Raw genomic sequence first — 14781 nt, 5'->3', positions numbered from 1 at the left:
ATTCATGATTCATCACAGTTAAAAACTGATAGCACCAATCGTTAATAATAGCTGTTAATATCAGACGTTAATACCCGTCGTTAACGGCTGATATTGGTATCAGCAAACGCTTCTTTGAGCTGTTCATACGCCTTTATGGCCGCTTCGCTGCTGACATCAGGATTGACGATATTTAAGGTCAAATATAGATTGCCCGCTTGCTTCGCAGGAATACCTTTACCTTTTAGGCGTAAATTGCTACCTGATTTGCTGTTTTTAGGAATCGTCACTCCAAGCGAGCCGGCGGGAGTATTAACGGTAATTTTTTCACCGAGCGCCGCTTCCCAAGGCGCAATATTAACGGTTTGATAAACATCGGCGCCTTCAATACGGATATTATCAGCGTGACTGATTTTAATCTTTAAAAATAAATCGCCGTTTTTACCACCGCCGATACCAGCTGCTCCTTGTCCTGCTAAGCGGATTTGCTTGCCATCGGTGATGCCTTTAGGAATTTTGATTTTAAGGGTTTTATTTTCATAATCGACATTACCATTCGCCTGACGCACGGGCACATTTAACTTGATGCTATAGTCATCACCGCTATAGACCGAGGCCAAATCCACGGTAATCTCTGCATGTTGGTCTTGACCTTGACTGTCTTGCGCGCCAAAACCGCCGCCAAACTGCTCAAAGCCGCTGCTTTGTGAGCGGCCACCAGTTTGTCCACGCGAACCGCGACCAAAGGCTGAAAAGATATCATCGAAGCGAAAACCGCCATTGCCATAAGCTTGACCTTCACCAAACTGATCTTTGATGTCTTCCCAGCGAAAACCACCTTGGCCGCCAGCGCCCGCAGATTGCCCACCAAAACCGCCAAAGCCACCAGCGCCACCTGCACCGGCAAAAGGGTTGTCTAGCATGGCATCGTATTCTGCGCGCTTGTCTTTATCCCTGAGGGTTTCATAAGCATTGTTGATTTCCGCGATTTTATTATCAGCGTCTGGATCATCACTGACGTCAGGGTGATATTGGCGTACCAGCTTACGATATTTCTTTTTAATCTCAGCATCGCTGGCATCTTTTTTGACGCCCAAAATGTCATAGTAATTTTTCTCTGCCATGTTATTTTTCCTCAATATAAAAGCCTGTGAATAAGACTGCTATGCCAATATAAACGAAACGATGGACCGGTTTGTATGAGAGCGATATAACGCATATAACGTCTGGTCGTTATCATTGTTATTGTCATCTACATATCATCATAACAATAATAAACCGCCAACAATACCAACCCAAACTGTTAGACAAATAAATAGTTACCTTAAGTATAAAGGCTATATTTATAAGTAATAATGGAGATATTGTTAACAAAATTAAAGAGTGGTTAAGAGGATTGAGCAATGGTGAATCATAGATTTGCAGGCATAACAGCGCCCTTTTGACCTTAGTAGTTCTTTTACATACCTGTAAGGGTATAACAAGCTCTTTCTTGTAAAATGCCTTTATTATTTGTACTCGCAGGGAGTATGGATAACATAGGCAAGAGTATCTGTCTATCTCATCAACAAGAAATAGGTATTAAATGTCTTATTTAATCAAGTCTTTAGTCATCACTTTATCACTGCTATTAAGTATGACCGCTTTTGCCGGCAACACCAGTTATTACGGTAGTAAGTTCCATGGCAAACGTACCGCAAGTGGCAGTATCTTCAACATGAACTCCCTCACCGCCGCGCATAAAACGCTGCCGTTTGGTACGAAGGTACAAGTGACTAACAAAAAGACAAAGCAGAGCGTGATCGTAAAAATTACCGATAGAGGACCTTATATTAAAGGTCGTATATTGGATTTATCGAAAGCCGCTGCTGGTCAAATAAACTGCGAACTTTGCACAACTACTATGAAAATACTGTCTTATGGAGATGGTAAATACCGTATGGAATAATGGCATAAAAAAGGGAGAGCCTGAGCTCTCCCTTTTTTTATATCGACGAGTTTTTATAGTCCCTATATTTACAGTCACTATATTAAGCGCTTAAACAATCACGCTGTCACCCTACCTTGACAATTTTTTATTGAAAACGCGCTTCCATTTCTTCTAAATTTGTCATCGCTAGCAACAGCTTATCTTCATTGTCGCTATGCTGCTGCTGGAGCGCAGTTTGCTCATCTAACAACAGCAATAAATCAGCTTTGCGACTTTCTTCGTACAACTCAGTATTGGCAAGCTTGGTTTCTAAGATGGCCAATTTTTCATCAATTTCAGCCAAAGCTTTTTCTGTATTTTCAATCTCACGGCGTATCGGTGCGGTGAGCTTACGCTGCTCAGCGGCCAATTTGCGCTGCTCTTCTTTGCTAATCAAAGGCTGAGCGGCTTTATTACTTGCAGGTGCAGTTGACGCTTTACTGCTCACTTGGTTGCCTGATTGGCTGGTTGATGGTTTGGTTATTTGACTGTTTGCCGAACCTGTATCTGTTTCACGTGAAACAGATTTCTTATCGTCTTTTTTGTTCTTTTTCTTACCGGTATTTTTGTCCGAGGCATTTTCTTGTTTGCGCTTTTCTGCTAGCCATTTACCGTAGTCGCTGATATCGCCATCGAACTCGTCGATTTGGCCGTCATGCACTAAAAACAGCTCGTCGCAGACATTGGCAATCAGCTCACGGTCATGCGATACCAGCACCACTGCCCCTTTAAACCCTTGCAGGGCGATGGTCAAAGCCTGACGCATTTGTAAGTCTAAATGGTTAGTTGGCTCATCGAGAACCAGCACGTTTGGACGCTGCCAAACGATTAATGCCAAAGTCAAACGCGCGCGCTCGCCACCAGAGAATAGCTCACTTGCTGTATCGATACGGTCGCCGCGAAAGTCAAAACTACCAAGGAACGAGCGCAGTTCGGCATCAGAGGTTTTGCCTGCTAGGCGGCGCAGCATTTGCATCGGTGTCGCTGCGGCGTCTAAAGTATCCATTTGATGCTGATTAAAATAGCCAAGCTTTAAGGTGTCAGAGACGCGATAGCTGCCTGATAAAATACCAATTTCGCCAACCAAGGCTTTAATCAAGGTCGATTTACCCGCGCCATTCATTCCCAACAAACCGAGGCGGGTGTCGGGCGTTACTTGGACGTTGGCATTATGCAAAAGCGGCGTCTCGCTATAGCCGATATCAGCATTGCTCATTTCTATCAGCGGCGAGCTCATATTGGCCGGCTCATAAAAGCGAAACGAGAACGGATTGTCCGCCATCATCGGCGACAGCTCTGCCATGCGCTCAAGCTGCTTGATGCGGCTTTGCGCTTGTTTGGCTTTACTGGCCTTGGCACGGAAACGACGAATAAAGTCGTCCAAATGGGCTTTGGTCGCTTGTTGCTTCTCAAACGCTTGCTGCTGCTGCGCCATACGCTCGTGACGGGTACGGATAAACTGCTGATAATTACCCGTATAAAGGGTGATTTTTTGTTGTTCGACGTGCAAGATATGACCGACGGTGGCGTCCAAAAACGCTTGGTCATGCGAGATAACAATTACCAAACCGGTATAAGCATTAATCCAAGTCTCAAGCCAAAGAATGGCGTCCAAATCCAAATGGTTGGTTGGCTCATCAAGGAGCATTAAATCGGCGCGGCTCATCAAGGTTTTGGCAAGGTTTAAACGCATACGCCAGCCACCCGAGAACCCTTCAACGGGCAATTCATGCTGACTGGTCTTAAAACCAAGACCTGCCATGATTTGGGCCGCTTTGGTCGGCGTCCGATAGCCGTCAATCTCATCAAACTGCTGATGCAAAACGCCAATCTGATCGTCACTGACACTGCTTAAATCATTTAACGCCGCATTAATCTCATACCACTGCTCATCACCGCTTAGCACATAATCTATCGCCGTCTGCGTGCTCGCCCCGACTTCCTGCGCCATGTGCGCCACCTGCCAGCTATCAGGAATGCTGACTTCGCCTCTATCAAGCGTCACTTCGGTATCGCCGGTGCCCATTTGCGTCAATAATAAGGCAAACAAGGTCGATTTACCGGTGCCGTTATTGCCCGTCAAGCCAACTTTGTGGCCCGGATGGAGCTGAAAGCTTGCCCCTGCAAACAACTCACGACCATCACGGCGAACGCCAACGTCTTTAAATTCGATCATATAATTTCTTCATCTCAACAATAATATAAAACATAAGGCAATAAAAACATCCGTCTGGCATGTTTACAGGCGGCTATTATTTCAAACGCTTGGCGCATAGGCAAACGATTAAATAACTATTTTAAATTCAACCCTTTATACAGCTAAAAACCACTTGCTATCATAATAGCTTACGAACGATTAAAAATTTGGTAACTAAAACCGCTATTTGACATGTAAAACTACTATATAGTTGCAAACCCTGCTGTCACCCTTGACAAATCAATCAGCACCCCAATTATGTTATACTAGTAAAACACTATTGACATCATGCAGTTAGGTATTTGAAATTGGGCCTTTAAAGTTAAGTAGCGGCCGCAGTGCTATTCGCCAAACCGCTATGCCACAATATTTCAATGCTAAGTTATATTGCTAAAATGTTACATTACTAAATGCCTTAACAAATATAAAAAATTTTACCGTAGCCTAGGCGTTATCAGCCGCTACTTATCAGTCGCCCTATCCAGTATAAATAGACGACCTCGCAGAAATAAAAAATAAATCATTTGATTTTAGCAACTGAGGTAGATATGAACGAATCAGCCAATCAATTTAATCCAAGTACAAGTCAACCAGTCGACCCAACCGCCTTAAACCTGACCGATAGCGCGGCAAAAAAAGTACGTCGCCTACGTGAAGAAGAAGGTGATAGCAATCTTATGCTGCGTGTCTATGTGACGGGCGGCGGCTGTTCAGGTTTCTCTTATGGCTTTAACTTTGCCAATGAGCTCAATGAAGATGATGCCAATTTCGATAATGACGATGTGACCTTAGTCGTCGATTCGCTAAGCTATCAATATTTGCAAGGCTCGACCGTCGACTATACCGAAGGCTTAGAGGGCGCACGCTTTATTGTCACCAATCCAAACGCCACTACGACTTGCGGCTGCGGTTCATCGTTCTCACTTTAAGTAAGTCGAGATAATAGTTTCGTTATAGAAGTAGCCTAGTCAAGCAATACAGTCCGTTTGGATAAAACTTAGTATACAATCGTAAACTGAAAAAGTCGTTTTTGACCGATAGTCTGGTAAAAAGCGGCTTTAGTCGGTTTGCGATTGTTTTTTTATAGGAATGTGCTTAAATCCCGCCTTCTTTTGAGTAGCTAGACTAATTAATCCTGTATTTTAGTGAGCGCTTAACATGTTTTGTAACGCTACTATTTGCGAGCCTTTTATTAAAAGATTTTTGTGAGAAGATTTTTTATTAAAGGATTTTGCTCATAAAGAATAATCACTAAAAAATAATCCTACCTCTATCCCAAATTATTAAGGCATACCCTCATGGCGAAGTTATCACTTGACGCATTAAATGACATTGACGGCTTTATCGCCGCCGCCCTAGTAGACAGCGAATCTGGTCTTGCAATGGCTACTCTTGGTTCTGGTATTGACCTTGAGCTAGCAGCGGCTGGCAACACCGAAGTACTACGCTCTAAGCGCAAAGTAGCAGCAGCGCTAAATTTAGATGAGAACATCGAAGACATTCTTATCACTTTGAGCAAGCAGTATCATTTGCTACGTCCATTAGTACGTAATGACAACTTGTTTTTATACCTTGTACTTGACCGTCAAAAATCAAACCTTGCCATGGCGCGTCATATTCTAAAAGGTTTTGAGACTGAACTAGAATTTTCGTAAGCCTGTTTATATTAAGTAATGAGTTATCTAAAGCATCTACCTGATAAGTAGATGTTTTTTTGTTTTCTAGGTATTTACTTTAAGCCATTAGATTTGGTTAATAACTGCGCGGAGCCGCCATCTTTACAAGTCAAATAACCGTTATTTGAGCGCCAGTGAAGCTTACTGTATTTGTAATTGTACGTGGTTTTTGGGGCGGCTTTGGGCTAAACTGACGTGATTCTATAACCCATTTTTTCGGTTGCACAGCGATTGCGTGGCGACCGACCATAACTAATAACAACAGATGACTATTATGAGTAATTTTGCGAGCAGCTTTGTCGATTTTAAAATTCCAAACTGGTTTGATAGCAAGCATTTAAGCGGCATGCTGCGCGGTATTGAAAAAGAAGGGCTGCGGGTTAAACCTGATGGCTACTTGGCACAAACTCCACATCCAGCCAAGCTTGGCTCCAAGCTCACGCATCCATTTATCACCACCGATTACTCTGAAAGTCTGCTCGAACTTATTACTGACCCAAAGACTTCTCCAAAAGAAACACTAACCATGCTGCGCCAATTGCATTTATTGGTTTATCAAGGTATGCCTGAAGGCGAGCTGATGTGGCCATTGTCAATGCCGTGTATGCTGTCATCAAAAGATGAAGATATTCCGCTAGCAGACTATGGCAGCTCTAATACGGGTAAGCTAAAAACCCTCTATCGTAGTGGACTTGGTATCCGTTATGGTCGCCGTATGCAGACGATTGCTGGTTTACATTATAACCTGTCATTTGGCGATGATTTATTTGCCGCATGGCAAGCGCAAAGGCCAAACGCGCAAGATTTGACCCTGACAGAATTTAAAAATGACAAGTATCTGGGATTGATTCGTAACTTTAAACGTCTGACCAGTTTGGTACTGTACTTATTAGGGGCAAGCCCTAGCGTTTGTCCGTGCTTTGTGTCAGGTATCGACCATGATCTTGAGCTGCTCAATGACTCAACCTACTATAGACCGACGGCGACCAGCCTACGTATGGGCAAGCTTGGCTATACCAACAGCGTGCAAGAACATCTCGATATTCGTTATAATAATTTGCCCGAGTATATCAAAGGACTGCGCCGTGCGATTCAGACCCCGCATGCAAGCTTTGAGAAACTTGGCTTAGACGATGCCGACGGTAATCCGATACAAATCAATGACCATATTCTACAAATAGAAAATGAATACTATAGTCCGATTCGCCCCAAACAAATCGCGATGAGTGGCGAGAGCCCAACCGAAGCGCTTGAGCGCCGCGGTATCGCTTACGTTGAGTTTCGTGCTATCGACCTTGACCCTTATAGCGATATTGGCATTCGTTTATCTAGCGCCTGCTTTTTAGAAGTGATGGCATTATACTGCCTGCTCAGTGATTCGCCAGAGCTCATGCCAGCAGAAGAAGAAGCGTTGGCGGTTAATGTCGAGCGCGTGGTCAACGAAGGTCGCCGCGAAAACTTGCAAATCATTAATAATGGTGATGAGCAAACCCTTGAAAGCTGGATGCTTATGCACTTAAGCCGTATGCAGCCATTGGCAGAGCTGCTTGACGCGCATTATGGGGGTAATGAATATCGGACAGCGGTTGCCTTGATGCAAGGTAAAGCGGGGCATCCTGAGTCAACCATCTCAGCACAAGTGAACTCGGATAGTGAACGTTTGGGTAGCTTGTGGCAGCTTGGCTTTACTTTGGCGCAGCAGCATCGTGAGTCGATATTACAGCAGACGTTGAGCCCAAACACCCAAGCCAAATATGAAGTACTGGCGGAAAAATCTATCTTGCAGCAGGCAGAGCTTGAAGCTGCCGAAACCGAAGATTTTATGGAATTTTTACAACAGTACCGTTAATGGTTGATTAATTTGACCTTTTAACAGTCTACTTTTTGTTAGTTTTATCCTATATCAATGAGCACTTTATAAGAGTATTCGCCCCATGCGACAGCTGACCACTTACCGTAATCTACAAGTGTTTTTAGTAATCATGGCCGTGATCGGCATGAGCTTTGCGCTATTTTTCTTACAGCGTTATATGGGGTTTTCGCCTTGTCCGCTATGTATCTTTCAGCGCATCGGTCTGATGATTATGGGCGGCTTTGCTTTGATTGCCGCTATATTTGACCCAAAATCAAAAATCGTCCGCTTACTATTGTGGCTTGGCAGTTTGGCAGGTATTGGCTGGGCAGCAGTAGTTGCCGGTCGGCACGTATGGCTACAGCATTTGCCCGCCGACCAAGTGCCCTCATGTGGACCCGGCTTAGATTATTGGCTTGATACCCTACCGATGCAGCAAGTATTAAAAGAAGTATTTGCCGGCTCTGGTGAATGCGCGTCTATTGAGTGGACGTTTATGGGTTTGAGTATCCCTGAGCAATCTTTGATTTTATTTAGCATTTTGATATTGGTACATGTATTAATTTTATGGCGTATCGTGCGCCCTGCACGCTAACCTGCTTCTACTACCCTTATGAGTAGCCAATAACCGTCCTGCATCAATGCATGGACGGTTATTTTTTTGGCTCATATTTCAGGCGTTTTTAGCACGGTTAAAGCCATAGCGTTTAATTAACGACACGCTCTAGTCACTTTTACACTTTGATATATCCAAGGTGTTTATTTACCCTATTGGAATAACGGTAGTCTTAATTGCGCTTTAAACGTATATAGCTGGTGTTTCCAAAGCCAAATGGCGAAGTGTGTTATCAAAACCATGAGGTCTATCACATAATTTAACGAAGTGAGGGTCGCAAGCACTGCCTGTTGGCGCTAAGATTGTCCCTTACAATTTCTTTAACTTTTACCAAGACTTTAATTAGTTATCCTACTGACAAGGCTTAAACCCACTATTAAAAAATGTTTTTTGGTAACATTATGATTACTATCTTACCCTATTCCTCCGCTGCAATTACCGCTATGAGACGCTGTACGCGCTCCTTGCTAGCGCTGCCGCTCTGTTTGCTACTCACGAGCTGTGATAGCGCCTCATCTTCTACGACTGCCAATAACACAACAACGCAAGGTGCTCAGACTACTAATACGGTGGCACTTGTTGACTTGCAGGATATTGATGTTCAAAACAATCTGACCGACGCTGCAGTGAATGAGACAAATAATGCAGAAGGCCAATCACTGATAGCAGCGGCAAACTCAAGTGATAACAGTCGCCGCGCGCCGATGATTTCGGCCGCCAGTAGCGACAGCAGCTTACAAGCCACCTTGATGGGCGATTATGGCGGTGTGGTACCGTGCGCTTCTTGCGATAATATCGAGATTACCTTAAATTTGTTCGCTGATGGCTCTGTGCTAAAAACTAGTGTTTTTAATAATGCGGCGCCGACCGTTCCGCCTTTGTTAGAATCAGGGGTTTATCGCCAAGATGACGATAAAATCACCATCGTTTATGAGAGAAAAAACATCGAAACCTATAAAATCAGTGACAACCATTTGATTATGATGGACACTGATGCCAATCTTAACGATGACTACACCCTTTCTCGTAAATAAATAACTGCCTACCTCAGCCAAATTGAGAGTCCACACAACGCCTACCGACTAGGCGTTTTTTATTGGTCATCTTATGGTGTTTACTTTACAATGAGGCTTTGATTATTGGGCTGCCTACCGAACTGCCAGCTCTACTAATCACTGTTGGCTGACATTCAAGCTCAATTCCCTTTTTTCAAGCGTGTACGGAACATCTATGCATATTCATATTCTTGGTATTTGCGGTACTTTTATGGGCTCGCTAGCGTTACTGGCGCGCAGCCTTGGGCATACTGTCACAGGCTCAGACGCCAATGTCTATCCGCCGATGTCCACCCAACTTGAAAATGCGGGCGTGACCATTGCCGAAGGTTATTTGGTCGAACATTTGCAGCCAGCGCCTGATTTGGTAGTGGTTGGGAACGCTATGAAGCGTGGCATGGATGTTATCGAATATATGCTCGATAGCGGTCTGCGCTACACCTCAGGGCCGCAGTTCTTATCCGAGCAAGTGCTGCAATCGCGCCATGTCATTGCCGTGGCAGGTACGCATGGTAAAACCACCACGACCACCATGCTGGCGTGGATATTACATTATGCCGGTATTGATACAGGATTTTTGATTGGCGGCGTGCCCTTGGTTAATACTAGTGATGAACACCTGCAACAAGTCTTTGCCCATAGCAGCTATTTGGGTGCTAAAAAAGTCGCTGATGGCAGTGGAGGAAAAACCGGCTACTTCGTTATTGAGGCCGATGAATACGATTCAGCGTTTTTTGATAAACGCTCAAAGTTCGTCCATTATCGCCCGCGTACCGCTATTTTAAACAATCTTGAATTTGACCATGCCGATATCTTCGCTGACCTAAACGCCATCCAAACCCAGTTTCACCATATGGTGCGCATGATTCCAAGTAGCGGCAAAATCATTATGCCAGCGGCGACCATTAGCTTAGAGGAGACTTTAGCAAAAGGTGTTTGGACGCCAGTTTGGCGGACGGCGGTTATTGATAAACAGTCAGTTGATCATAAAAAAGACGAGCAGAATTTACAGCACACTAACGACTGGCAAGCCGAACTTATCAGCGCTGATGGCGGTCAATTTAGCGTCAGCTTTGTAGGGAACGATGAGCATACAGCGATCGTCGATTGGTCGATGAGCGGTATTCATAACGTCAATAATGCGCTAGTTGCGGTTGCCGCCGCTTATAATGTTGGTGTCGATATTAAAACCGCCTGCGCAGCATTATCCGCTTTCGCTGGTATCAAACGTCGTATGGAGCTGATTGGCGATGTCAACGACATCTTGGTATTTGATGATTTCGCCCATCATCCGACCGCTATTACGACTACCTTAGATGGCGCTAAAAAGAAACTGGCAGACAGACGGATTTGGGCGATTATCGAGCCGCGCAGCAACACCATGAAAATGGGCATTCACCAAGACAGCTTGGCTGAATCCGCCGCCCTCGCCGACCATACTTTATGGTATGAACCAACCGGACTTGAATGGGGCCTAAAAGACGTCGTTGATAATGCCAAAGCTAACAAGCCCAATATCGCAAGCCAGCAAGTATTGTCTAGTACCGAGGCGATTATTAGGTATATTATTAATAACGCTCAAGCGGGCGATGCGATTGTCATTATGTCGAATGGCGGCTTTGAAGGGATTCACCAGCGTCTATTGACCGCGCTGCGCAATAAATAAATCTCCACTTATATAGCAAGCGTATTAAAGACTGATTGTTTCTAAAAGCATAGTTCGTTAAACGAGCTATGCTTTTTTTATAGCTAGTTTCCTTCCTATAGATAGCTCCTTCAACGTTTATAAGTCCATATAATTATTTGAATAATTTACACATGATAGTAATCAACACTTTGTTACGTTAGCGACTTTACTACCTTTTTAACCTGCCGTTTACCTATTTCATCTGCTTGATAGCAAATATGGCTTTTTTCTCACATAGCCCGTACACAGATAACATTTCGTCGTTACTTTTTATAGTGGCTAATGATTACAATGAGTTCATCAAATAAGTAACAGATTATAAATAACCATATAAATTAAAAACATTAGGAGAATAACAATGAGCTTTATTTGGATGATTATCGTAGGTTTGGTCGCAGGTTTATTGGCACGCGCTATTAAACCGGGCAACGACCCGATGGGTTGGATTATGACCATCGTATTGGGTATCGTTGGTGCGATGCTTGGTGGTTTTGTCGCCGGCTTAATCGGTATCAATGCTGATGGCGGCTTTACCGGACTTATCTTCTCAGTAATCGGTGCGATTATCTTACTGTTTATCTATGAGATGATTATGAACAAACGCCGCGTATAACAAGCGCAAGCCATTACTCGTATTAAATTAGAGCATATGAAAAAGGTCTTACCCAGCGTAAGACCTTTTTTAATGACTGCACTTTCTATGTGGATTATGAGCTATAAGTTTTGCTTATGTTATTACCTAAGAAAAACTGGCTATTGATATGCATTACTTTTGCCCCCATTTATCTTATAATATCAGTCCTATTTTATCTTTATCATTGAGGTGAGCCTTATGGCGTTACTCCCTATTTTAAGCTATCCCGACCCGCGCTTACGCACGATTGCTAAGCCTGTCAAGGAAGTTACGGCTGAAATCAAAACCTTAATCGCCGATATGATTGAGACGATGTATGATGCCCAAGGTATTGGTTTGGCGGCAAGCCAAGTCGACCGTCATATTCAGCTTATCGTCATGGATTTATCGGAAGATAAAAACAGCCCAAGGGTATTTATTAACCCGAAAGTTACGCCATTGGTAGAAGAAAAGCAGCCGTACGAAGAGGGCTGTTTGTCGGTGCCTGAAGTCTATGATAAGGTTGAACGTCCAACCAAAGTACGTATCGAGGCCTTGGATGAAAATGGCAATAAAATTGATGAAGAAGTCGAAGGCTTACTTGCCGTCTGTATCCAACATGAAATGGATCATTTAAATGGCGTCATCTTTGTCGATTATTTATCGCGTCTTAAACAAACGCGGGCGCGTGATAAAGTGCGTAAAGTGCTTAAAATACGCGAAAAACAGGGCGAGCAAATCGCGGATAAACAGCCACAAACCACCAACTCTTAATACATTTATATTTTAAGCCACGTTTGTTGTCCTATCATTATCGTTAAAAATAATGGCTTTATGATGATAAAATTGGCTTTTATATCCTAACGTTTTAATTCTCTGCTATTTTTATTCTCCGACATTCACTGTCTTCATTAAAGGTTTCCCCACCATGACCATGATCAAAATTGACCAATATTTTGACCCTGCCGGCTGGCAGAAATTTACCAAAGCTGCCGAAGGTCGCGAAACCCCGTTTTTGGTGGTCGACTTAAGCCGCATTAAAACGAAATATGCGGAAATGGTTGGTTTTTTTCCAAAGGCGAAGATTCATTATGCTATGAAGGCAAGTCCTGCGGTTGAAGTCATTAACTTATTGGCTGAGCTTGGGTCAAACTTTGACTGTGCGTCTATCTATGAGCTGGATCGGGTGCTTGATTGCGGCGTTGAGCCATCGCGTATCTCTTATGGCAACACCATTAAAAAAGCGCAGCATGTCAAATATGCCTTTGAAAAAGGTATTGATTTGTATGCAACCGATTCTGAAGCGGATTTAAAAAATATCGCTAAGCACGCGCCTGGTTCAAAAGTATTTGTGCGTATCTTAGTACAAGGCTCTGAAACCGCTGAATGGCCGCTATCACGTAAATTTGGTTGCCATCCAAATATGGCAATTGACCTGTTGATTCAAGCGCGCGAATTGGGCTTGGTGCCGTATGGTATCTCGTTCCACGTCGGTAGCCAGCAAAAAGACGTGGCTGCTTGGGATGATGCGCTCGCCAAGGTCAAATATATGTTCGACTGGATGAAAAATGAGGAAGGTATTAAGCTGCAAATGATTAATTTGGGCGGCGGCTTTCCGGCGAACTATATCAGCGAAGTCAATCCGGTCAAAGTCTATGCAGAAGAGATTACCAGTTATTTGACTGATGACTACAATGAAGATGAGATGCCAGAGATTATCCTTGAGCCTGGTCGTTCATTGGTTGGCGGCTCGGGTGTCTTGGTCAGCGATGTGGTGCTGATTTCGCGTAAATCAGATACGGATTTGACCCGCTGGGTATATACCGATGTGGGCTTATTCCAAGGCTTAATCGAGACTCTAGGCGAAGCGATCAAGTATCCTGTCTATACGCCTAAAATGGAAACCTCAACCAGCGAAGGCACGGTTGTATTGGCAGGGCCAACGTGTGACTCAACCGACATCATGTATGAAGAAGCGGGTTATCAGTTGCCAGAAGAGCTAGAGATTGGCGATAAAATCTTTTGGTTAACCACGGGTGCTTATACCAACTCGTATTCGTCGGTCGAGTTCAATGGTTTTCCGCCATTAGAGGTGGTTTATATTGATTAATTTTTAACCAATTAATATCAATAACAGTAACAGTAACAAAGCGCGGTACTGCTTATCACAGTGCCGCGCTTTGTTATTTTTGCTTCGCGACAACATTAATAATCAGCTACTGTACCAATAATGAAATAGGTACGCTATTACTGCTATTTAACGTCCTATTACTGGCATAACCTGAGCTTTGGCTTTGATTGTTTTGTGAGATTTGTCCAATATTGACCCACTGCCCACGTGGGACGACAATGGTGCTATTCAATATTTGCCCTTGCACGCTATTATTATAGCCATAGCGATTATAAGAAGGATTAGCGCGCACGAGCTGTTCTTCTACTTGGGATAATGTTACTTCGACCTGCCCGTTCGGTAGTAGCCTTGGCATCACCGTAATCCCTTGCGTCGTCGGCAATAATACTTGCTGCTGAATAATAATTTGCCCCGCTAGACGTTTATAGGTCGGATAGCTATTGGCAATATAGCTTTGGTTTAATGAGTAAAGCATGCCGGTGCTGATGCTTGCTGCACTGCCAGACAAGGTTTGTACTTGATATAAATTATTACTTTGTTGTTGGCTATTACTTTGGTTGATTACGCCAGTACCTTGAATACCGTGATTACTAATAACAACCCGACCTTGCTGGATATTACCTTGGGATTGCCGACTATTACCGACACGCACAGCAACGGTCAACGCCTGCGGTTGACCGTCAATCTGACTAAGTAACTGCTGTACTTTTTGATAATTAGCAGCCGTGGTATGTAATACGAGCTTATCTTGATAAGTCGACACCGTACCGCCATCGCGACTGCTACTTAACTCTTGACGCACCGCTGGTAATAAGCGCTCGCCACCATAGGTATGAATCACATAAGTTTGATAAGCGGCCGCTTGTACGACGATTGGCAATACCGTTAAACTTAAGGTAAATGCTATCAGACACGTATAACTTATGATTTTGGTAGCTTTTATCATAGCCAGCGTACGACTAAAATAGGCTATTAGATGTTCGCTAAACTTATTCATGTCTGACTC

Annotated in this window: 13 protein-coding genes; 10 read left to right on the top strand and 3 right to left on the bottom strand. The window is 43.7% G+C overall.

The window, feature by feature from the left end:
- Positions 1–80 precede the first annotated feature (80 nt).
- The gene (locus AB8P72_RS00250) at positions 81–1103 is read right to left on the bottom strand and encodes a DnaJ C-terminal domain-containing protein (protein WP_201589919.1); all 1023 of its coding nucleotides are present in this window, start codon (positions 1101–1103) and stop codon (positions 81–83) included.
- Positions 1104–1564: 461 nt separating this feature from the next.
- Here AB8P72_RS00250 and AB8P72_RS00245 point away from each other — a divergent pair, with 461 nt between their 5' ends.
- Entirely contained in the window at positions 1565–1927 is a 363-nt protein-coding gene (locus AB8P72_RS00245) for a septal ring lytic transglycosylase RlpA family protein (protein ID WP_286796483.1), read from the top strand.
- Positions 1928–2054: 127 nt separating this feature from the next.
- On the opposite strand, the gene AB8P72_RS00240 is transcribed toward AB8P72_RS00245, so the two are convergent.
- Positions 2055–4124: an ATP-binding cassette domain-containing protein gene (locus AB8P72_RS00240; protein WP_369957877.1), complete on the bottom strand. Its 2070-nt coding sequence runs from the start codon at positions 4122–4124 to the stop codon at positions 2055–2057.
- 569 nt (positions 4125–4693) lie between these two features.
- On the opposite strand from AB8P72_RS00240, the gene erpA reads away from it, so the two are divergent.
- The 9 genes from erpA to AB8P72_RS00195 all read left to right on the top strand — a co-directional run bounded on the left by erpA (position 4694) and on the right by AB8P72_RS00195 (position 13754).
- Positions 4694–5074, top strand: coding sequence for an iron-sulfur cluster insertion protein ErpA (gene erpA / locus AB8P72_RS00235; protein WP_068407319.1), 381 nt, complete (start codon positions 4694–4696; stop codon positions 5072–5074).
- A 369-nt stretch (positions 5075–5443) separates the two neighbouring features.
- The gene (locus AB8P72_RS00230; protein WP_201589912.1) at positions 5444–5800 is read left to right on the top strand and encodes a roadblock/LC7 domain-containing protein; all 357 of its coding nucleotides are present in this window, start codon (positions 5444–5446) and stop codon (positions 5798–5800) included.
- Positions 5801–6095: 295 nt separating this feature from the next.
- A complete protein-coding gene (gene gshA, locus AB8P72_RS00225) occupies positions 6096–7670 on the top strand; it encodes a glutamate--cysteine ligase (protein ID WP_369957876.1) in 1575 nt (524 codons plus the stop codon).
- An 85-nt stretch (positions 7671–7755) separates the two neighbouring features.
- Entirely contained in the window at positions 7756–8268 is a 513-nt protein-coding gene (locus AB8P72_RS00220; RefSeq protein ID WP_201589908.1) for a disulfide bond formation protein B, read from the top strand.
- A 422-nt stretch (positions 8269–8690) separates the two neighbouring features.
- Positions 8691–9323 (top strand): copper resistance protein NlpE N-terminal domain-containing protein, encoded by a 633-nt coding sequence (locus AB8P72_RS00215; RefSeq protein ID WP_369957874.1) that lies wholly within the window; start codon positions 8691–8693, stop codon positions 9321–9323.
- Between the two features lie 196 nt (positions 9324–9519).
- Complete coding sequence (mpl, locus tag AB8P72_RS00210; RefSeq protein ID WP_369957873.1) at positions 9520–11010, top strand: UDP-N-acetylmuramate:L-alanyl-gamma-D-glutamyl-meso-diaminopimelate ligase; 1491 nt, start codon at positions 9520–9522, stop codon at positions 11008–11010.
- 379 nt (positions 11011–11389) lie between these two features.
- On the top strand, positions 11390–11644 hold the full coding sequence (locus tag AB8P72_RS00205) for a GlsB/YeaQ/YmgE family stress response membrane protein (protein WP_068408390.1): 255 nt from the start codon (positions 11390–11392) through the stop codon (positions 11642–11644).
- A gap of 219 nt (positions 11645–11863) precedes the next feature.
- Positions 11864–12418 (top strand): peptide deformylase, encoded by a 555-nt coding sequence (gene def / locus AB8P72_RS00200; protein WP_144297325.1) that lies wholly within the window; start codon positions 11864–11866, stop codon positions 12416–12418.
- Positions 12419–12578: 160 nt separating this feature from the next.
- Entirely contained in the window at positions 12579–13754 is a 1176-nt protein-coding gene (locus AB8P72_RS00195) for a type III PLP-dependent enzyme (RefSeq protein WP_191691813.1), read from the top strand.
- Between the two features lie 106 nt (positions 13755–13860).
- Here the strand turns inward: AB8P72_RS00195 and AB8P72_RS00190 are convergent, their stop codons facing one another.
- Positions 13861–14772, bottom strand: coding sequence for a hypothetical protein (locus tag AB8P72_RS00190; RefSeq protein WP_201589901.1), 912 nt, complete (start codon positions 14770–14772; stop codon positions 13861–13863).
- Between the last annotated feature and the right edge of the window lie 9 nt (positions 14773–14781).

The organism is Psychrobacter sp. CLB018, from assembly GCF_041222815.1.
Lineage (GTDB): Bacteria > Pseudomonadota > Gammaproteobacteria > Pseudomonadales > Moraxellaceae > Psychrobacter > Psychrobacter faecalis.
The sequence above is the reverse complement of the archived record's forward strand: the minus strand, read 5'-3'. Positions and strand labels throughout refer to the sequence as shown.